At 56.9% G+C, this 20,026-nt stretch carries 21 protein-coding genes and 1 tRNA gene; 5 read left to right on the top strand and 17 right to left on the bottom strand.

The features are described from left to right. Window positions 1-123: 123 nt before the first annotated feature. Window positions 124-630: a hypothetical protein gene (locus TR2A62_RS07760; RefSeq protein ID WP_040820440.1), complete on the bottom strand. Its 507-nt coding sequence runs from the start codon at window positions 628-630 to the stop codon at window positions 124-126. Between the two features lie 161 nt (window positions 631-791). On the opposite strand from TR2A62_RS07760, the gene TR2A62_RS07755 reads away from it, so the two are divergent. Then, on the top strand, window positions 792-2,180 hold the full coding sequence (locus TR2A62_RS07755) for a hypothetical protein (RefSeq protein ID WP_040820437.1): 1,389 nt from the start codon (window positions 792-794) through the stop codon (window positions 2,178-2,180). On the opposite strand, the gene uvrB is transcribed toward TR2A62_RS07755, so the two are convergent. Continuing rightward, window positions 2,177-4,360 (bottom strand): excinuclease ABC subunit UvrB, encoded by a 2,184-nt coding sequence (gene uvrB, locus TR2A62_RS07750; protein ID WP_009157753.1) that lies wholly within the window; start codon window positions 4,358-4,360, stop codon window positions 2,177-2,179. The two genes, TR2A62_RS07755 and uvrB, sit on opposite strands and share 4 nt — an antisense overlap. Before the next feature lie 145 nt (window positions 4,361-4,505). Between uvrB and TR2A62_RS07745 the strand changes: the two genes are divergently transcribed. Both TR2A62_RS07745 and TR2A62_RS07740 read left to right on the top strand, forming a co-directional pair. Further along, window positions 4,506-4,817: an ETC complex I subunit gene (locus TR2A62_RS07745; RefSeq protein ID WP_009159840.1), complete on the top strand. Its 312-nt coding sequence runs from the start codon at window positions 4,506-4,508 to the stop codon at window positions 4,815-4,817. Window positions 4,818-4,825: 8 nt separating this feature from the next. Then, a tRNA-Arg gene (locus TR2A62_RS07740) sits at window positions 4,826-4,902 on the top strand. 14 nt (window positions 4,903-4,916) lie between these two features. Here TR2A62_RS07740 and TR2A62_RS07735 read toward each other — a convergent pair. Beyond that, the gene (locus tag TR2A62_RS07735; protein WP_009160347.1) at window positions 4,917-5,228 is read right to left on the bottom strand and encodes a hypothetical protein; all 312 of its coding nucleotides are present in this window, start codon (window positions 5,226-5,228) and stop codon (window positions 4,917-4,919) included. Window positions 5,229-5,796: 568 nt separating this feature from the next. Here TR2A62_RS07735 and TR2A62_RS07730 point away from each other — a divergent pair. Both TR2A62_RS07730 and TR2A62_RS07725 read left to right on the top strand, forming a co-directional pair. Next, a complete protein-coding gene (locus tag TR2A62_RS07730) occupies window positions 5,797-6,669 on the top strand; it encodes an NAD(P)-dependent oxidoreductase (RefSeq protein ID WP_009157448.1) in 873 nt (290 codons plus the stop codon). 3 nt (window positions 6,670-6,672) lie between these two features. After that, entirely contained in the window at window positions 6,673-7,341 is a 669-nt protein-coding gene (locus tag TR2A62_RS07725; protein WP_009157770.1) for a DNA-3-methyladenine glycosylase I, read from the top strand. Window positions 7,342-7,398: 57 nt separating this feature from the next. Here TR2A62_RS07725 and TR2A62_RS07720 read toward each other — a convergent pair whose 3' ends face one another. From TR2A62_RS07720 to TR2A62_RS07655, 14 genes are all read right to left on the bottom strand, one after another. Next, window positions 7,399-7,683, bottom strand: a complete 285-nt coding sequence (locus TR2A62_RS07720) for a hypothetical protein (RefSeq protein ID WP_009159551.1) — start codon at window positions 7,681-7,683, stop codon at window positions 7,399-7,401. Window positions 7,684-7,725: 42 nt separating this feature from the next. After that, the gene (locus tag TR2A62_RS07715) at window positions 7,726-8,406 is read right to left on the bottom strand and encodes a PspA/IM30 family protein (protein WP_009159863.1); all 681 of its coding nucleotides are present in this window, start codon (window positions 8,404-8,406) and stop codon (window positions 7,726-7,728) included. A 104-nt stretch (window positions 8,407-8,510) separates the two neighbouring features. Next, complete coding sequence (locus tag TR2A62_RS07710) at window positions 8,511-9,095, bottom strand: TetR/AcrR family transcriptional regulator (protein WP_009158874.1); 585 nt, start codon at window positions 9,093-9,095, stop codon at window positions 8,511-8,513. 57 nt (window positions 9,096-9,152) lie between these two features. Further along, complete coding sequence (locus TR2A62_RS07705) at window positions 9,153-10,385, bottom strand: mandelate racemase/muconate lactonizing enzyme family protein (RefSeq protein ID WP_009159905.1); 1,233 nt, start codon at window positions 10,383-10,385, stop codon at window positions 9,153-9,155. Window positions 10,386-10,402: 17 nt separating this feature from the next. After that, on the bottom strand, window positions 10,403-11,488 hold the full coding sequence (locus TR2A62_RS07700) for a zinc-binding dehydrogenase (RefSeq protein ID WP_009160932.1): 1,086 nt from the start codon (window positions 11,486-11,488) through the stop codon (window positions 10,403-10,405). Between the two features lie 103 nt (window positions 11,489-11,591). Further along, a complete protein-coding gene (locus TR2A62_RS07695) occupies window positions 11,592-12,806 on the bottom strand; it encodes a tetracycline resistance MFS efflux pump (protein WP_009157332.1) in 1,215 nt (404 codons plus the stop codon). Between the two features lie 40 nt (window positions 12,807-12,846). Beyond that, window positions 12,847-13,623 (bottom strand): 3-oxoadipate enol-lactonase, encoded by a 777-nt coding sequence (gene pcaD, locus TR2A62_RS07690; protein ID WP_009159872.1) that lies wholly within the window; start codon window positions 13,621-13,623, stop codon window positions 12,847-12,849. Continuing rightward, window positions 13,620-14,819 carry an endonuclease/exonuclease/phosphatase family protein gene (locus TR2A62_RS07685; protein WP_009159406.1) on the bottom strand — a complete coding sequence of 400 codons (1,200 nt, stop codon included), beginning with the start codon at window positions 14,817-14,819 and terminating at the stop codon, window positions 13,620-13,622. The genes pcaD and TR2A62_RS07685 overlap by 4 nt, the downstream gene beginning before the upstream one ends. Next, entirely contained in the window at window positions 14,816-15,793 is a 978-nt protein-coding gene (locus tag TR2A62_RS07680) for a threonine/serine dehydratase (protein ID WP_009160119.1), read from the bottom strand. The genes TR2A62_RS07685 and TR2A62_RS07680 overlap by 4 nt, the downstream gene beginning before the upstream one ends. Further along, window positions 15,793-16,608, bottom strand: a complete 816-nt coding sequence (locus TR2A62_RS07675) for an alpha/beta fold hydrolase (RefSeq protein ID WP_009158797.1) — start codon at window positions 16,606-16,608, stop codon at window positions 15,793-15,795. Before TR2A62_RS07675 ends, TR2A62_RS07680 begins: the two co-directional genes overlap by 1 nt. After that, window positions 16,608-17,282, bottom strand: coding sequence for a haloacid dehalogenase type II (locus tag TR2A62_RS07670; RefSeq protein ID WP_009159370.1), 675 nt, complete (start codon window positions 17,280-17,282; stop codon window positions 16,608-16,610). Before TR2A62_RS07670 ends, TR2A62_RS07675 begins: the two co-directional genes overlap by 1 nt. Before the next feature lie 297 nt (window positions 17,283-17,579). After that, entirely contained in the window at window positions 17,580-17,933 is a 354-nt protein-coding gene (locus TR2A62_RS07665; protein ID WP_009160880.1) for a YigZ family protein, read from the bottom strand. A gap of 11 nt (window positions 17,934-17,944) precedes the next feature. After that, a complete protein-coding gene (locus TR2A62_RS07660) occupies window positions 17,945-18,733 on the bottom strand; it encodes an enoyl-ACP reductase (RefSeq protein WP_009158000.1) in 789 nt (262 codons plus the stop codon). Window positions 18,734-18,737: 4 nt separating this feature from the next. After that, window positions 18,738-19,967: a beta-ketoacyl synthase N-terminal-like domain-containing protein gene (locus TR2A62_RS07655; RefSeq protein ID WP_009157390.1), complete on the bottom strand. Its 1,230-nt coding sequence runs from the start codon at window positions 19,965-19,967 to the stop codon at window positions 18,738-18,740. Between the last annotated feature and the right edge of the window lie 59 nt (window positions 19,968-20,026).

Here is a 20,026-nt window from a genome sequence, read left to right as displayed (position 1 = left end):
GGTGCTGCGATCGCCAGTGAGCGCCTGGATCAACCCCAATTCAACAGTGAGATGATCGCCAAAAGTGTAGGCGACTGAGGGGGCAATTTTTGCGTAAAAATCAACGGTTTCACCTGTACCTGTTTATAGCTGAAAGATGGTCGCAATGTTGTCTGTTGGTCGCCAACCGTAGGTCGCGTCGAGCGTGTGAAATGTAGTCTGGTCGGTTGTGGAATAGGTGCTGTTTGTGACGATAGTGGCCCAAGCGTTGTCCCATCCGTGGCACCATGAGAAACCCAACTGTATCCGCGGGTCAGGTGCCAAATCGCCAAAGCGATATTTGAGACCCGCACCGATTGTCACCGTCAACGGATCGTTGAGAGGTGGCAGCACCGGATAGCGCGCAAAGGCATAGCCAGAGATCGCCTCGCCAGCCTCGGAGGAAAAGCTGGTAAAACCAACGGTCAGTTTTTCAGTCAGCCCATATTCGAGGTAGAGCGATGGATCAGTATGCACCGGCGCTTCCGCGTCTTGGGTGACCGCAACATTGGCGCCGAACGACAAAAACACGTCCCCCTTGCCAAGTGGCCATGGGCCCGCCTGCGTCTGTGTTGCGCACAACAGCGCCAATAGAACCAAAACGCGGGCCATCTCGGCCACCTCTTACCCCTGCTTTACTTTGCGCCAAGTTGGTTAAGGGTGCGTTAACAGGTGTTAAGGCACTGCGGTGACGGCTGAGTGAGAGTGTTTGCATCCAATTGCGCAAAATGAAGGTGCGGGGGCGAACGGCCCTTTGAGATGCGAGATTGATCATGGCAAAATCCCCAACGGTAAATCGGCCCACAGTGGCAAGCGACGGATCATTGCGCCGTTGTGCTGAGGCTATCATGTCCGCCGATGCGGCACGCTTGTTGCAGATTTGCGGAATGCTGGTGTTTGTATTGGCTGGCATCTTGGGGCTGGTCTATTTGGCGTTGGCGTCGGTTGAGCGAGAGTTTGTTGGTGACGCAAATTGGGCAAGACTGCGTACGGTCGAGCTGTTTGCAATGCTCGGTGCTGTCGGCGTGATCGTTTCCGTGGTCGCGATGACACGGAATGCTTTTGTCATCACCTTTGGAATTCTATTAATCGGGGCGCTGATTGTCCCAACCAAGGACATGGTGTCCTTTGCGCGCATTGCGATGGGTCGTGATGCAAACAATGATCGCTTTGTGGCGCAGCTGAACGATGGGTCAGAGCTTCGCGGGCGCGACTCTGATCTCGCGGATAGCATTCTGTCCAAATTAGAGGATACCCCACCGCGAAATGGTCCGACACTGCCGGGGCAAGTGCTGGACACATCACCATTGATGGAGAGCCTGTCACAAGCGGATCGCAAAATTGCAGTAAGATCCATTGTGCTTGCACTGCGAGAAGAACGGATGAAGACCAACCTTGAATGCGTTCGGTGCCGTGGTGCGTTGAACCTCTTGGTCGCGCTTGATTTGGCGCACAACGGTCGCGCACCTTTTGCAGAATATCTCTATCGGTTTGGAGCCGAGCCGGACTTCATGGAGGACATTCAGACGCTGCGGCTGCAAGAAATGGTCAGCTACAGCTACGGCGACATAAGTGGTGCCGAAATTACTGATCTAGGGTGGCGGGTGATCTGTTTGCACCGAACCGGGAACGCTTTGACCTGCGCACAAAACGCAGCGCTTGAGGAACAAGGGCTTGCGATTCTGGGGCTTTATACCGAGCTGGATGACGGGCGTGCTACCGGTCGAACAGCGCATGTTGTCCGCGCCGTAGAGATGTGCACTGACAGGTTCGAAGCTTTGCCAGCCGCGGTTTTGGATGGTGAGGCACAGACACTATCAACACCAAGCCAGTTGCGGTTTTCCATTCCTGCGGCGAGGGACATGTCGATGCGTTTTGACAGCCAGACGACTTCGGGCGATCCGTTTCTCTACTTGTTGCGCAAGGACGCGAATGGGCGCTGTGTTGTGCTTGCCCAAGATGATGATGGTGGCGAGGACTCGAATGCGGTGACCGCGTTGAATTTAGCCCCAGGCGATTATGTTGTGATTGCAACGACCTTTAGTGGCGCGCCTGAGGCGGCGATTTTGACTATCACGTCGAGTGAGGATCGTGAGGTTAAAGAGCCGGATGAGAGTGAAGCCACAGAAGAAGAAGTGGCTCCTGACGCGGTCGATAATTAACCGCTCCACTTGCCTTTGCGTTTAACGCCGCCGCGCATGCCGCCTCGGCCCATGGTGCTGCGACCACTGGATTTCTTGGCGTCGTCGACCGCTTTTTCTACCGCGTATTGGCGGGCGAGCGGGTCGTCCGAGACGGTGAGTTCGACGGTTTCGAGGCGTTTGACCTCGTCGCGCAGGCTGGCGGCTTCTTCGAACTCTAGGTTTTCGGCGGCCTTGCGCATGTCAGTGCGCAGACCCTCGAGCACGGTTTGTAGGTTGGCACCGGCGAGCGGTTTGTCGATCTGGGCTGTGACGCGGGATTGGTCGGTGTCGCCCTTGTAGAGGCCGGCTAGAATGTCCTCGACGTTCTTTTTGACCGTCGCAGGCGTGATGCCGTGCTCGATGTTATAGGCCTCTTGTTTGACACGGCGACGGTTGGTTTCGCCCATAGCACGTTCCATCGATCCGGTGATCCGGTCGGCGTACATAATGACACGGCCATCGGCGTTTCGCGCGGCCCGTCCAATGGTCTGAACCAGTGACGTCTCGGATCGCAAGAAGCCTTCTTTGTCGGCGTCCAGAATGGCGACCAAACCACATTCGGGAATATCGAGACCCTCGCGCAAAAGGTTGATCCCGATCAATACGTCAAAGGCACCGAGCCGCAGATCGCGCAGGATTTCGATCCGTTCAATCGTGTCGATGTCGCTGTGCATGTACCGGACGCGGATGCCCTGTTCGTGCATATATTCGGTTAGGTCTTCGGACATGCGTTTGGTCAGGGTGGTGACGAGGGTGCGGTAGCCGTCGGCGGCGACTTTGCGGACCTCGTCGAGCAGATCGTCGACCTGCATCTCGACAGGTCGGATTTCGATTTCGGGGTCCAAAAGGCCGGTTGGGCGAATGACCTGTTCGGCGAACACACCGCCGGTTTGTTCGATCTCCCATGCGGCTGGGGTGGCCGAGACAAAGATCGACTGAGGGCGCATTGCGTCCCATTCCTCGAACTTAAGAGGTCGGTTGTCCATGCACGACGGCAGGCGGAACCCGTGTTCGGCCAGCGTGAATTTGCGGCGATAGTCACCTTTGTACATGCCGCCGATTTGCGGAACACTGACGTGGCTTTCGTCGGCAAAGACGATCGCGTTGTCGGGGATGAATTCAAACAGGGTGGGGGGCGGCTCGCCTGGTGCGCGGCCTGTCAGGTAGCGCGAATAGTTCTCGATTCCGTTGCACACGCCCGTCGCCTCGAGCATTTCGATGTCAAAGTTACAGCGCTGCTCTAGTCGCTGAGCCTCAAGCAGTTTGCCCTCGGACACCAGTTGATCGAGCCGCATCCGCAATTCTTTTTTGATGCCGATGACCGCTTGGGTCATCGTGGGTTTAGGCGTTACATAGTGGCTGTTGGCGTAGACGCGGATTTTGTCGAATGTGCCGGTCTTCTCGCCAGTCAGCGGATCAAACTCGGTGATGCTTTCCAGCTCTTCGCCAAAGAATGACAGCTTCCATGCGCGATCTTCGAGGTGGGCAGGGAAAATCTCTAAACTGTCGCCGCGGACGCGGAACGTACCCCGTTGAAATGCGGCGTCGTTGCGTTTGTATTGCTGGGCGATCAGATCGGCGATGACTTTGCGTTGATCGTATTCCTGACCCGCGATGATATCTTGGGTCATCGCGCCGTAGGTTTCGACACTACCGATACCGTAGATGCATGACACGGACGCCACGATAATCACGTCGTCCCGTTCAAGCAGAGCGCGCGTGGCCGAGTGGCGCATGCGGTCGATCTGCTCGTTGATCTGGCTTTCTTTCTCGATGAAAGTATCCGACCGCGCAACGTAGGCCTCGGGTTGGTAGTAGTCGTAGTACGAAACAAAGTATTCGACGGCGTTGTCAGGAAAGAACCCTTTGAATTCGCCATAGAGCTGGGCGGCGAGGGTTTTGTTCGGGGCTAGGATGATCGCAGGGCGCTGGGTTTCCTCGATCACTTTGGCCATTGTAAATGTCTTGCCTGATCCGGTGACACCCAGAAGAACCTGATCGCGCTCGCCCTCGTTAACGCCGGTGGTCAGTTCTTTGATTGCAGTGGGCTGATCGCCTGCAGGTTCAAAATCCGTGTCCATGCGAAACGCGATACCGCCCTCAAGCTTGGGGCGAGTCTTCACATCAGGAGCGGGTGAATGCAGCAGCGCGTCAGACATTTGGTGATTCCTAAACAGGGAAGCGCTACATTTGATCTGTTTTTGTTCTCTTTCAACCCCGTTCGGCTCTATTGCGGCCATACCTCTTGCGGTGGGGGTCGTTTTTTCCGATAACACCGCGAACGCTGAGCATAGGATCACCGATATGAAAGCCCGTATTTTCAGACCTGCCAAAACTGCCATGTCGTCGGGAACGGCCAAGACGAAATCTTGGGTGCTGGAATTCACGCGTGACAGCGCGCGCGAAATTGATCCGCTGATGGGTTGGACGTCGTCGTCTGACACTCAGAGCCAAGTGCGCATGACCTTTGATACCAAAGAGGCGGCTGTTGAATATGCCGCGGACAATGGCATTGATGCCGCTGTGACCGAGCCCAAGCCGCGCCGCGCCAATATCCGCGCAAACGGCTATGCCGAAAATTTTGCGACCAACCGTCGTGGGGCCTGGACCCACTGACACCCAGCGGTCCCGTAGCTCAACTGGATAGAGCAGCTGACTTCTAATCAGCAGGTTCGGGGTTCGAGTCCTCGCGGGATCGCCATTTCTTATTTTGGACTAATGCCTTTGCCGGGCCGTGATTTGTTTGGGATCAAAGGTCTGGTGTCTATATGAACGCGCGCTTGCCCAATCGTTGTGGTAGTGCGGTGAGATCTCGAAAAACTCAAGTTCACAAAACCTCCCGTCTTCAATTGCTTCGAGTTCTTCGAAAAAGCCGTGGATGATCTTGATTGCGGGGTCGCAGCGGTGGTGCCAATTTTTGATCTCTGGGCGACGAAATGCCACTGCGTCATCTTCCTGAATTAAATGAAATATCACTTTCAACCCTGTGCGGGTGTCGGTTGCTACAATCGTTCCCAATGTACTCATTGGTTTCCCTTACTCGTTACTTCTGGTGCCTACCTGACCAGTCTCTTCTCAATTTTTGACACATCGTTTTTTATGCTTGTCGGCGATTTGGAGATCGCCCCAAAGCGGTCATCACAGACTTAATGTTTTGGGTCGATGAAGGATATAGCCATCCTTGTTGCCGCCACGTTCAATCTCTTTCGTCGTCGGCCTTCATCGGTATGAACTAATTTGTTTTCCAGCGGCCAAAACGTGCCCTCACAATACGGTGCTCAAACTATGAGCCTTAATGACTAATCCATCCGGATTGAAGTAACGTTAGTGATCAAAACCATTTGTGTCCATGATCCATCGAAAGCCCGAAATTTAGATCGCTTGGTTAGGTGGCTCTTGCGATTGGTGGCAGGATGGCACGCGGTCGACTGCTAGGGCATGGTTCAAGGGTAATTTCAGGAGAGGGATCTCTAACCCATTGATTTTAATGCCAATATGAGATAGTGGAGTTGCCTTGTAAGGTGTTGTAATTTAAACACGAAATGCGGACCCAATGGGCTGCGATCGATCGATATAACCGTAGAGGATGACCATCATGGCGAAATTGGCTTTTTTAGGATTGGGCGTGATGGGATACCCGATGGCGGGGCATTTGCAGGCCGCGGGCCACGAGGTCTGTGTCTACAACCGCACGACGGCCAAGGCCGAGGCTTGGGTCGCCGAGCATGGTGGCACGATGGGTGCCACGCCACGGGATGCTGCCCTAGGGGCCGAGATGGTCATGGCCTGCGTCGGCAACGATGATGATCTACGCATGGTTTGTGTTGGCGACGACGGTGCATTTGACGGCATGGAAGAGGGCGCCTTGTTTGTGGATCACACCACGGTATCGGCGGCCGTTACGTCCGACATGTATGCTGCAGCCAAGGCCGCTGGTCTGGGTTTTGTAGACGCGCCAATTTCGGGTGGTCAGGCGGGGGCCGAGAACGCCCAGTTGTCGGTGATGTGTGGTGGTGATGCGGCAGACTATGATCGGGCCGAGCCGGTGATCGACGTCTATGCCAAGCTGGTCCGCCGGATCGGTGAGAGCGGCGCAGGCCAGATGACCAAGATGTGCAACCAGATCGCCATTGCCGGACTGGTCCAAGGATTGTCAGAGGCGCTGCATTTTGCGCAAAAGGCGGGATTGGACGGGCGCACTGTGGTCGAGGTGATCTCCCAAGGGGCCGCAGGGTCTTGGCAGATGGCGAACCGCTACGAGACGATGCTGGATGACCAGTGGGAGCACGGGTTTGCCGTCGATTGGATGCGCAAGGATTTGGATATCTGTCTGTCGACAGCGGATGAAAATGGTGCGAGCTTGCCGGTTACGGCACTGGTCGATCAATTCTACAAAGATGTGCAAAAGCTGGGCGGCGGTCGTTGGGATACTTCGTCGTTGTTGAAACGACTGCAGGCTTTGGACTGATCCATGCGGTCCTTTGACGCCATCTATGACATTGCGGCCGAACGCAAAGGCGGGGCAGAGGCACTAGAGGAAAAGATCGGGGGCGGACCGTTGTCGCCGGACGAGTTGATCCTCAAACCCGGTGATCGCTGGCTTTCAACGCTGACCAACTGTGTTTTTCAGGCGGGCTTTAACTGGAAAGTTGTCGATGCCATGTGGGACGGGTTCGAAGAGGCGTTCTTTGGCTTTGATCTGGGTCGGGTGGCCATGCTGCACGACGAAATGTTCGATGCGCTGATCACAAACACCGCGATTGTGCGCCACGGGCCCAAAATTCGAGCTGTCCAAGAAAACGCTGTCTTTCTGCTGGAACTTCAGGCCGAGAGTGGTTCGGTTGGCGCCGCGATTGCGCAATGGCCGAACGATGATTTTGTCGGGTTGCTAGCGATGCTCAAGAAACGCGGCACGCGATTGGGCGGCATGACGGGGCAATACGCGATGCGATTTGCGAAGCGTGATGGATTTATCCTGAGCCGCGATGTCGTGGCGCGGCTCGTGGCCGAGGGCGTTGTGGACGGCCAACCCACCTCGAAACGGGCGCTCGCGCAGACCCAAGAGGCCTTTAACACATGGGCCGACCAGTCGGGACGGTCGTTGATCGAAATCAGCCGTGTTGTCGCGATGAGTGTCTAGAGACGCAAACAGGCCCCGCGTTTGGCAACGCGAGGCCCTTGTTCTGGATCATGTGATTTAGGCGGCTTTGTTGCTTACGTAATCCTCGAGAAGCCGTTCGTTTTTGGCCTCTTCAAGCCGCATGATGCGGTCTTCGCCCAAACGCTCGTCAAAGCGGTATTTCACAAAGTTCACCAGACCGGTGCAGAGCATCAGAATGCCGATGGCCCAGTAGCCTTTGGTCGACAGCGGCACGTCGGGCGACATGTAGAGGCTCAGCGCCAGCATCGCGAGGGCGATCACAACGCCTGCAAGGTTAAAGAGCATGATGACTGTGTTGTCGTTCTTGGTTGGATTCAGCATTGTATTATCCTTTGGTGTGTGCGGGTTAGGTGTGGTGCGGGGTTACTTTTTCTTGGACTTGAGACGGGCGAGAACATCATCGGCGGTGGTGCGGGTTGAGGGGCCAAAGCCGCTGGCGGCCATACGGTCTGCAACCGATCCACGCCCCAGATCATTGTCGATCTCGTCTAGGATCTGTGACTGTTCAAACGGGTCATCACGGCCCAAGACACTGGCGCTCAGGTCTTCGGCTTCTTCGACACTAGACGTGATGCCGATGGTCGAATTGATTCGCTTCTGCATTTGTTGTTCGCGGCGCACGGCGCAGGCTTGGATTGCGCCTTGTTTGAGGTCGATAATCCGGCGTGTATCCGCCTCGAGTGAGGACCGCAGTAGGATCACCTTTTGGTCCAGACGGTCAACCGTCTCATTGCGAATTTTCAGCTCGTTTTCCATTTGTGCGATGGCGCTTGCTGCTTCTGCGGCCAGATCTTCGCGATCTGCGTCCAGGGCCTCGGTTGCGCGGATCGTCATGTCGGCGATCCGTGCCTCAAGCGCACCTTTTTGGCGCTCTTCGCTGCGCTGACGCTGAATAAGCGAGGCGAGCGTTGCCTTGGCGGACTTAACAGACCCTTCGGCCTCGCGGATTTTCTGGTCAATCAATTCGATCGCATAGACGTCACGGACCTGCTCTTCTGCGCGGGCATTGGCGCCGGTGATCCGAGTTTTAAACGTTCCAAACATTGCCGTCTCCATTTTGTGAACACTGTTCATGAATGACAAATGGGAGGAGGTCTATCGAAGTTCAAGAAAAATATGAACAACGTTCAAAAATTCTTTGTTTCCGGTCAGTGAGTGATTGCCGTCAGAACCAGCGCAATCATGCGGCGCAGTTGGGGCAGGGGTACTCCAGCGCTTGCTGGATCAAGGCCTAGGGTGACGATGCCATGGACGGATGAAAACAACGCGCGGGTCATCAGCGCATGGTCGTCAGCCGTCATTTCAGTAAAGACAGCCTTGATCGGCCCGTCGATGATCGCAAAGAGCTGGCCCATCTCAGTCAGATACCAGTTAGGGGCGGTCGCGCCCTCGGGACGGTCGAGATCAAACAGCGCGCGCCATGCATTCTGATTGGTGTCAGCAAAGTCGAGATAGGCATGCGACATAGAGATCAACCGTTCGGTTGGGGTATCCCCGTGTGTGTTGGCGGCAATCTTGGCGCCCATCCGTTTAAAGGTACGGGCATTCACCATCAGTTTCAGATCGTGCAAGTCGCCAACAACATTGTAGATCGCACCCACTGCACAGCCAGCTTCTGTCGCCAATGCGCGCGCCTTGAGCGATCCTAGCCCACCCGCGATGATGTGCGTCTCGGCGATGTCGATCAGGGATGCACGCAAATCGGCGCGGCGTTTGTCGGTCTTGGTGCTCATGGGATGCCTTTCGTGAACTACGTTCAAGGTAGGCGGGTGAGCGGCAGATGAAAACCCCTAGAAGTCAGAAGAGGGGGCGCCACCTTCGAATGCGTTGCCGTTGGTATAGTCGCAAGGCTCGTCTCGCATTTCCAAATGCAGGCCAGGCCCCGTGTACGGATTGGCGCGCGCGAGATCCTCGTCAAAGTCGATCCCCAAGCCCGGTGCGGTGGGGGGCGTGATATAGCCCGCCTCGACTGTGATGGAGGATTTAATCAATGCATCATGGAATGGGGTTTCGATGGTTTCGGCCATCAGGATATTGGGGATAGATGCGGCGAGGTGGATGTTAGCGGCCCATTCTACCGGTCCTGCATAGAGATGCGGTGCCATCTGTGCATTATACGCCTCGGCGAGAATTGCGATCTTTTTGGTTTCCCAAATACCGCCTGAGCGCCCCAGTGCGGGTTGCAGGATGGTGGCCGCGCCCGAGCGCAAGACAGGTGCAAATTCAGCCTTGGTTGTCAGCCGCTCGCCCGTGGCCACGGGAATACCTGTGGCTGCGGCGACCTTGGCCATTTCATGGATGTTGTCCGGTGGGATCGGTTCTTCGAACCACAATGGCGAATAAGGCTCGAGAGCTTGGCCCAGACGAATGGCGCCTGCAGTTGTGAATTGGCCATGCGTGCCAAAGAGCAAATCCGCGCGGGTGCCGACGGCGTCGCGGATCGCAGCACACATGCGCACCGACAGATCAATGTCGGTCATCGCAGGCATGTGACCGCCGCGCATGGTGTAGGGGCCAGCGGGATCGAATTTCATGGCGGTGTATCCTTCGGCAACACGTGCCGCTGCGCTCTCGGCCTGCATTTCGGGGACCGTCCAAAAGGCAGCAATGTCGTGGTGAGGGAGTGGATAGAGATAAGTGTAGGCACGGATACGGTCGTTCATCTTGCCGCCGATCAGCGCATGAACGGGGCGATCACGGTCCTTACCCAAGATATCCCAACAGGCGATTTCCAATCCAGAGAACGCGCCCATGACGGTCAAATCAGGTCGTTGGGTAAAGCCGGACGAATAGACCCGTCGAAACATCAGTTCGATGTTTTCGGGGTTCTCACCTTGCATGTGGCGGGCAAAGACATCTTCGATCACCGCGCGCATGGCCTCGGGGCCGACGCTGCTGGCATAACATTCACCGTAGCCAACAATGCCAGTGTCCGTTGTGAGTTTCGGGATGATCCAATAGCGGCCACCCCAACCGGGGGCAGGGGGCGCTACGACAAAAATTTCGAGGTCTTGAAGCTTCAAACTGGGCCTCTTTTGGATCAATCGAACAGGATGACGTTGCGCTTGGCACTGCCGGTTTTTGTGTCGGCGATGGCGTCGTTGATCTGGTCGAGCGACCAGCGACCCGAGACAAGCTCGTCGAGCTTCAGGCGACCTTGTTCATAGAGGTCAACCATCCACGGGATGTCACGTTGGATGACGACATCACCCATTTTGCTGCCGACCATGCCCTGACCTGTCGCGGCCAGCATCACCGGTTCGTAGGTCGACATGTCACCGGAATGGGGCATGCCCACCATGATCACACGGCCGCCCGTCGCGAGATATTTGGGCGCGCTGTCATAAGCTGGGATCGTGCCAACAGTGACCAGAACGGCATCGGCACCGCGGCCCATCGCGTCCTTGGCGGCTTGCCACGGTTTGTCCGCAGTGGCGAGAACACCATCGGTTGCGCCAAATTCGCGGGCGATGGCCAATTTCTCTTCGCTCATATCAACGGCGACGATCCGGCGAGCGCCTGCGATCCGGGCGCCTTGGATCGCGTTAAGACCCACACCACCTGCGCCAATCACAACGACATCTTGGCCTGCGCGCAGTTGGGCCGCGTTGACCACAGCACCAACGCCGGTAATTACACCACACGCGAGCAGGGACGCAGACTCCATCGGCATGGATTCGGGGATACGGACGACTTGGGATTGCAAGACGACCACCTTTTCTGCGAATGCGCCGCTGGCCATTGCTTGGTGCAGTTTAGTGCCATCCGGCATCGACAGCGGGCCGTGGTCACCATCATAGGGTGTTTCGCATGCGACGGGTGCGCCAGATGAACAGGTCGGGCATGCACCACACGAGCGGATCAACGTCACGACCACTGGGTCGCCGATATTGAGGCCGGATACATGATCGCCAACAGCTGTCACGTGGCCCGCGGCTTCGTGCCCATAGACGGCTGGCAACGAGCCGCCCCACGCGCCAGAGGCATATGTGATATCGGAATGACAAATGGCGCAGGCTTTGAGCGTGACCTCAACTTCGGCCCCCATAGGCGCGCGCAGCTCAACAGTTTCGACAGATAGGTCTGCGCCAAAATCATGGCATACGGCGGCTTGGATAGCGGGCATTGTGGTCTCTCCAATCTCTTGTTGAATCAACCCTGCGGCGGAGGTGTCAGACTGGCAAGCGGTTTTGCGTCATCTGGACGTCGCGTGACGACCTATCTTTGCGTCATGTCGCCGTGTGACGACGCCGACCTGTAAAAACCAAGAGACATGCCACCATGATGGTCGCAGACAAAAGGAACGGTGCGCCCGGCAAGAACGGCATGCCTGGTGAGGTGAACAGCCAGAACACTTGGGTCATCACAAGCGGTGAAAAGATCAACGCGATCGAGCGCGCTGAGGCAATCAGCCCCTGCAGTTCGCCTTGCTGGTTGTCTGGCACGCGTTTGGACATCATGCCCTGCAGCGTCGGCGTCACGATCGCACCCACGGCGGACAGCGGCGTCAGGATCAGCGCAAGCGTGCCATTGGTCAAAAACGCAAGCATCGTAAAGACCATGAGGTTGAACGAAAATGCAAAGACCAACGCGCCCGCCTCACCCATTTTCGGGATAATCCAACGGATAACGAAGCCTTGCATAATGGCCATCGCGATCCCGAAGGCACCAAGCGACAGGCCAACCAATCCCGCGTCCCAGTCAAACCGCGCGCGGGTGAAATAGGCCCATATCGCGGGGTAGGCGATAAAGGCAAATTCATACAGCACAACGATGGTCAAAAGGCGTGTCAGGTCGGGCAGTTTCGAGATCGCCTTGAACGCGCCAAACGGGTTGGCACGTCGCGCCTCGAAGGGTCGGCGGATGGCGTCAGTCACAGTTTCGGGCAGGATCAATGTCCCAAGGATCAAGTTTGCAGTGGCAAGCAGGCCCGCCGCAATGAACGGCGCGCGGGGACTAACGTCGCCCAGCAGTCCGCCAATCACGGGCCCAAGGACAAAGCCTACACCAAAGGCCGCACCGACGAGGCCAAAGTTCTGGCTCTTTTCCTCAGGCTTGGAGATGTCGGCGATAAAGGCAGTGGCCGTCGCTTGGGTCGCAGAGGCGATGCCGTTGACGAATTGGATGATGAGCAGCAGCCAAATGGTCTGCGCCGTCGAGAGAACAGCGTAGTTCAGCGCCATCACAGCCAGTGACAATAGCAACACGGGGCGTCTGCCAAACCGATCAGACAATGCACCAATGGTTGGGCCAAACAGGAATTGCATCACCGCAAAGCTGGTTGTGAATATGCCACCCCAAATCGCCGCATTGCCCAGCGTGCCACCGTTCACCGATTGAATAAGGTCAGGCATCACAGGGATGATCAGCGCAATCCCCATCGCGTCGAGAAACAACGTGATCAGAATAAACAGAAAGGCACGGCGGCGGGTTTTTTGGTCCATCAAAGTGAACTAACCTGTTTAGTGTCGCTGGCCAAGTGGTTTATGCAGCTGGAATATGTCCGATATCGCGCATGAATTTGGTTAGTGTCGCGGCGTATTCTTCGGGGGCATCGACACAGGGCAAATGACCTGCGCGGCGGATCAGATGAAACTGCGATCCGGGGATCAGCTCCGTGGTTTCGCGGACCATATCGGGCGGCATTGCGCCATCTTCGGATCCTGCAATCCCCAAGGTTGGCAGGCGCAAGCCGCTGGTCGGGGTGTAGAAATCAGTACCTGCGATTGCAGCACAGGCACCCATGTAGCCCTCCTTGGGGGTGTCGGTCAGCATCTTGCGCCAGCGTGGCAGGTCCGGAGACCGCAACATATCGCGGCCAAACCACCGCTGCATGACCGCGTCAGCAATGCTGTGCAGTCCACCCGTCTTTACCGCTTCGATCCGGTCGTGCCACATAGACGCTTGGCCCGATTTGGTCGATGTATTCGACAGGACCATACCGCGGATCAGATCCAGCCGTTTGACCGCCAATCCTTGGGCCACCATGCCACCTATCGCGAGGCCCACAAATACGCAATCCTTGACGCCATTATGATCTAGCAAGGTCTCGGCATCAGCAATCATGGCTCCCATAGAATAGGGGGTAGGCGGGACATCGGATTGACCATGGCCGCGCATGTCATACCGCAGGATACGTATCCCCGATGGCAAGCGGGCGACCACTTCATCCCAGATACGCAGGTCGGTGCCCAGCGAATTGGCAAACACCACCCAAGGGCCGTCAGACCCGTCAACAACGCTGTGAATGTTCGGCGTCATTCGCCAGCTGGTCCCATCCGCATGTGCGCAATAATCTGACCGTGGTCGCTGGCCAGTTTGTTGTAAGGGGCCTCGGCATGGCTGCCATCAGTCAGGTGGTCGTTCAGGACACTGAAATACTCCATCTCTCCGATCTTGCCGTCATGGTCTGGGTGGAAATGGCGGCTCATCATGATCTGGTCGATGCTTTCAAACACACCGCCAAAGGCGGAGGTGTAGACCATGTCGCGCAAGGATTTCCGCACGAACAGTTTTTCTGCAGAATGCAGGCGGCGGCTTTCGATGTCTTCGCGAATTTGCAGGTTTTCGGCGTCGGTATAGCGTTCGTTCGACCGCTGGGCGTCATGGCGGCGCATCCAAGCGTAGTTCTTGAACGGGCTCTCGCCATTGATGATTTCGGAACTGACGGCATGTTCGCTGTCGTTGAAATCGCCCAGCACCATCACGGGATTGCCTGCTTCGATCTCGGACACGATAGCGTCGCGCAGGACCCATGCTTCGGCCATGCGGCGCAAACCGGCACGCAAAGCCCCCATAGACCGGCCAACAGCATCATACTGGGTCAGATCCGCCTCGGGGGCGTGAGGTTGGCCCGCAGGGCGCGGGAATTCGCCCAGTTTCGATTTTAGGTGGCAGTTGAACACGGTGATGACAGCGTCGCCAACAGGGACGCGCGCCTTGAGAATGGGGCGGCTGATACGTTTGATTGTATAGTGACCGCCGTCTGACCCATCGAGGTCTTGGAATGGAATGTGCAGGGGTTCGTCCAGTTCTTGGAGGACCTCGGGTTGCCCCTTGAACCCATAGCGTGACAGGATCGCGACGCCTGGCCTGCGATGCCCAGGTTTGCCGTCATTCGCGTTCGGCGCAAAGACAAGGGCGGCATCGGCGTAGGGGGTAAAGGCCAGTTTGCGAAAGATCGCCTTGCGCGCATATCGTTTTGATCGGTCGGGGATGCTTGCCTCGTTCGACAGAATGCCCAAGCGGTCGGTCTCGTCGATCAGCATGCGCAACGCGTCTTCGTCAAAGATCTCTTGGAAGCCGACGATATCAGCATCCATGGTCAGCAGTTGATCAGCGAGCCAATCTTCTTTCCATGCGTGCTCTTCGGGGGTGTATTTCTCGAACTTGTAGTATTCTTGATCGGCACCGATCAGGTTTTTGACGTTAAAGCTGGCAATCGTGAAACGGGTCATTTTGTGTCCTTGTGGTCGGAAAGAGCGCGGGAAAACATATTGGTGTCTACGTTGCCGCCAGAGGCGACGGCGATCACATCTGTGTCGTCGCTGTTGTGATGATAGAGGGCCGCGGCAAGGGCGATTGCCCCACCGGGTTCTGTGACGAGTTTGAGCCGAACGAACGCTTGGGCCATTGCGCGCAAACAGTCCTGATCAGGCACGGTGATCCCCGCGCCGCATAATCGCTGCATGATGGGAAACGTCAGATCGCCCGGGCTCTTTGTTACGATTGCGTCGCAGATCGATCCAGACTGGGTTGGATTGCTTTCTATCTGGCCACTGGCGAGGCTACGGATCACATCGTCAAACCCAATTGGCTCAACCGGTCTAACCGTCATTTCAGGCGCGTTCGCTTCTAATGCGAGAGCGATGCCTGAGGTCAAGCCACCACCGCCGCAACAGACCAGGACATCGGCCTTGGTAATCCCCAAAGCGGCAGCATCCTGCGTGATTTCCAATCCAACGGTGCCTTGGCCTGCGATGACCTGCGGCTCATCAAACGGGCGGATCAGGGTCAGGCCACGATCGGCTGCGATGCTTTGACCAATGGCGTCGCGATCTTCGTTTTCGCGATCATACAGGATGACCTCGCCGCCCAACGCGCGGGTGTTGTCGATCTTGAGTTGCGGCGCATCCTCGGGCATCACGATGACAGCAGGGACGCCGTGGCTCTTGGCAGCGAGGGCCACGCCTTGGGCATGGTTGCCAGAGGAAAACGCAATAACACCGCGTGCACGGACGTCGTCTGGCAATGCTGAAACCGCCGACCAACCGCCGCGAAATTTGAAGGATCCGGTGTGTTGTAGCGGCTCGGCTTTGACCCAGACACGGCGCCCTGCAATCTCGTCCAGAAAAGGCGAGTTCAAAAGAGGCGTGTGCCGCGCGTGACCTTTTAGCCTCTCGGCGGCGGCGTTGATCATGTCGATGTTCATTAGAACTGCTCCGTCCATGTGTGAAGTGCGCCGAGCGCTGCGGGTTCGTCCAAAAAGGGTACATGCCCCCGATCAGGGACAACAGCGGTAATCATATCAGGGCGTCGGCGCTGCATTTCGGTCAATGTCTCGGCGCTGAGAATGTCCGAGTTTTCGCCCCGCAAGGTACAAAGTGGCAGATCGGACATGGCGTCAAACAGGGGCCACAGGTCGGGCAAAGGGCCGGGATCACTGTTGAAAATCTTGCGCAAATCGGGGTCGTAGTTGATTTCCAGACGCCCGTTTTCGGCGCGGTAATGTTTGTGCGCCTCTTCCATCCAACGGCTGTGCGGCACGCCATCGAAACCGGCCATCAGGGTTGCACGGGCTTCGGCGAGCTCTTGAAATGTGCGCTGGGCTGGACGGCGGCCAATGTACTGATGGATCGTGTCGAGTCCGCTTGCCTCTAGCACGGGGCCGATGTCATTGAGCGCGACTGCGGTCAGTCGGGGCTTGGCTATGATCGCCTGCGTCATCGCGATCAGGCCGCCGCGTGAGGTGCCCAAAATCGCGGTCTTGTCGAGGCCGAGATGATCCATCAACGCCAGCGCATCGTTGGCTTCGTTTGGGATTGTATAGGTTTCGGCACCTGAAAAATCAGACTGGCCGCGACCACGATAATCCATACGGATCAATCTGTTACGGGTGAGGTGCGGCATGACATAGTCAAAGTCTGAACTGTTTCGCGTCAACCCAGACAGCATCAAGATAGGCGCGCCTTGGCCTGTGTCGTCATAGTAAATTCGGGCACCATCTGGTGCAGTGAAATGGGGCATCAGATCAGGTTCGGTACAGGCGAGAAATCGGTGAGAATGTCGTCGGGGGCTGCCCACAAACGATCAACGGGGTCGCCTGCGCGATTGACCCAAACGGTGCGAAAGCCGTAGCCGGACGCGGCAGCTGCGTCCCATCCGTTTGAAGACAAAAACATCACCTCGTCTGGGTTGGCTCCAAACTGAGCACCGACCATATCGTAGACACTGGAATGAGGTTTGAAGACGCCGACATCTTCGACAGACAATAGGGCGTCGAGACGATCGCCAATCCCAGCCGAGGCTGTTGCTGCGTCAAGCATGGCAGGTGTGCCGTTTGATAGTATGGCTGTCTGGATACCGCTTTTCTTGAGCGTTGACTGGATGTTAGGGACCTCTGGATAGGCGTCGAGTTCCCAATAGAGGTCAAGCAGTCGCTGCCGAAGTGCAGGGGTCGCGACGCCCGAAGCCTCGAGCGCCCAACCAAGACCGTCTTGGGTGATGCGCCAAAAATCTACGTGTTGCGATGCGGTGGCGCGCAGCCATGTGTACGACAATTGTTTAGAACGCCAGTCTGTGGCGACTTGGGGCCAAACATCTGCGAGCGCTCGGAATTCTGGTTCGGCGTCCGCTGCGCGAGCGGCTGCGGCGACATCAAACAGGGTGCCATAGGCATCAAAAACGCAGACTTTGATCATAGCAGCAGAGTGCGGTGGAATGACGGGTGGTGCAAGGCATTAACCTATTTGGGGACGGTGCCGTAACGATACGGAAATTCTATGTAATTTGTACAAATTACATGTTGGTTTTCTGTAATTTGCATAGAGACCGCGTGGTATGCGCACGCAGCGGCCCCCCTCCCCAAGGGCTTGTGAAAGTGAACAAAGTCCTAACGCCTAAAAGTGTCGTTCATCTTTTGGTCAGGAGTTGTTCATTACTCTCACGAAAAGTTGTGGAGGATATCGTCAGCGTCCAGCCCCAATACGGCGGTCGGGTCACTGGTCTGCATGGTCCAGATAATGGCGCACGCAATCCTGAACGCGGCGAAACCGGTCACCGCCCAAATGGGTCCCGCCATACCAGCGGGTGACAACGATGATGTGGTTGTTCAGCTCGGCCCGTTCCAGCATTCGCAAGATGATGAGACCTGCGCCGCTTTCGCCGTCATCGTTTTTCAGCGGGCCGCTTTCCAACAGGACGCCGTAGGTGTTGTGGGTCGCCTTGGTGAATTTCTTGGTCCGGCAGAGGGTCTTGATGAAATCACGGGCGGCGGCGGGCGACGTGACGGGCCCGCCGGACACCGCGTATTTTGATCCACGATCAGTCAGAACGTTTTGAAAGACCTGCATCGCGTCCGAAATCAGAGATTGTCGGACTGGGGCATGCCAAGCACGTGATAGCCGCCATCGACGCGAATGATTTCGCCCGTCGTGCAGGCACCTGCGTCCGAAGCCAGATAGACGGCTGTGCCGCCGACAGCCTCGAGCGTGGCGTTGTCACCCAAGGGTGCATTTGCGCCCGTGTGTTTGAACGTCTTGCGTGCGCCGCCAATGGCTGCACCTGCGAGCGTTTTCATCGGACCGGGTGAGATAGCGTTCACGCGGATGCCGTCAGGGCCGAGGTCATTGGCCAGATAGCGTGTCGCGCTCTCGAGGGCGGCCTTGGCCACACCCATGACGTTGTAGAACGGCGTGACGCGGTTGCTGCCTTGGTAGGTCAGGGTCAGGATCGTGCCGCCATTTGGCATCAATTTGCTGGTACGTTTAGCCACATCAATCAGCGAATAACACGAGATTGACATCGAGTTTTTAAAGTTGTCGCGGCTGGTATCAGAAATCCGGCCGGTCAGTTCGTTTTTGTCAGAATAGGCGATGGCGTGAACGACAAAGTCGATGCTGCCCCATTCGTTTTTCAGCATTTCAAAGGCTGCATCCATCGACGCATCGTTGGTCACGTCGACGTCTACCATCAACGATGACCCAACGCTCTCTGCGAGAGGGGCAACGCGTTTTCCGAATGCTTCGCCTTGGTAGGAAAAGGCCAGTTCGGCGCCAGCTTCGGACATGGCCCGTGCGATGCCCCATGCGATCGAGCGATCGTTTGCGACGCCCATGATCAAGCCGCGTTTGCCGTTCATTGAAATCGTCATGATGTTAGTCCTGATATTTGGAGAGCAGCATCGAGCCGTTGGTGCCGCCAAACCCGAACGAGTTTGTCATCAACGTATCAAGGCCTGTGTTCTCAACAGTTTCGGTCGCAATCTCGGCGGGGGCCAGTTCTGGGTCTAGCGTTTCGACGTTGATCGACGGTGCGATAAAGTCGTCTTGCAGCATCAGCAGGCAATAGATCGCCTCGGATGCACCTGTGGCGCCTTGGCTGTGGCCGGTCATGGATTTGGTCGAGGAAATCGGTGGTGTTGATCCCTCGCCAAAGACGCGGCGAACCGCCTCGACTTCGCCGACATCGCCAACTGGGGTCGATGTGCCGTGGGCGTTGATATAGCTGATCTTGCGGCCCTCAGGCAGCGTGTTCAGAGCAAGGCGCATGGCACGTTCGCCACCTTCGCCGGACGGGGCAACCATATCGGCGCCGTCGGATGTCGCGCCAAAGCCAGTGACTTCGCCATAGATTTTTGCGCCGCGTGCGAGCGCACTGTCGAGGCTTTCGAGCACGACCATCGCGCCGCCACCTGCAATGACAAAGCCGTCACGGCCTGCGTCAAAGGCGCGGGAGGCCTTGGTCGGGGTGTCGTTGTATTTCGACGACATCGCACCCATCGCATCAAAGAGGCACGAGAGTGTCCAGTCGAGCTCTTCTCCGCCACCGGCGAACATGATGTCTTGGGCGCCCAGCGCCACCTGCTGCGCGGCCATGCCGATACAGTGCAGCGAGGTCGAGCAAGCAGAGGTGATCGAAAAGTTCATGCCTTTGATCTGGAACGCGGTTGCGAGGTTCGCAGAAACAGTCGAAGACATCGTTTTTGGCACCGCGAACGGGCCGATCCGTTTGGTCGCACCCGATTTCAGAACCGTCTGGTGGGCGGCGAGCATGGCCGAGGTCGAAGGGCCGCCCGAGCCAGCAATGAGGCCGGTCATTGGGTTGACGACTTGGTCCTCGGACAGGCCAGCGTCTGCGATGGCTTGTTCCATCGAGAGATACGCATAGGCCGCGCCTGGGCCCATAAAGCGCATGCGGCGTTTGTCGATATGCTCGGCCGGATTGATCTTTAGGGTGCCCGCGATTTGGCTACGAAATCCGTGTTCAGCCATCTCTGGTGAGGCTTCGACCCCAGAGGTTCCGGATTTCAAAGCGGTGGTGACTTCGGCTGTTGAATTGCCGAGCGGAGAGATGATCCCCAGACCTGTAACGACGACGCGACGCATAGCTGCCCCCTATGGGTTGTTTTCTTGTGTTTAGGATAGCAGGGATTGGGGGGCAAGGG

Origin of the sequence: Thalassobium sp. R2A62, from assembly GCF_000161835.1 — a bacterium.
GTDB lineage: Bacteria > Pseudomonadota > Alphaproteobacteria > Rhodobacterales > Rhodobacteraceae > Thalassobium.
This window is presented reverse-complemented; position numbering and strand designations above follow the sequence as displayed.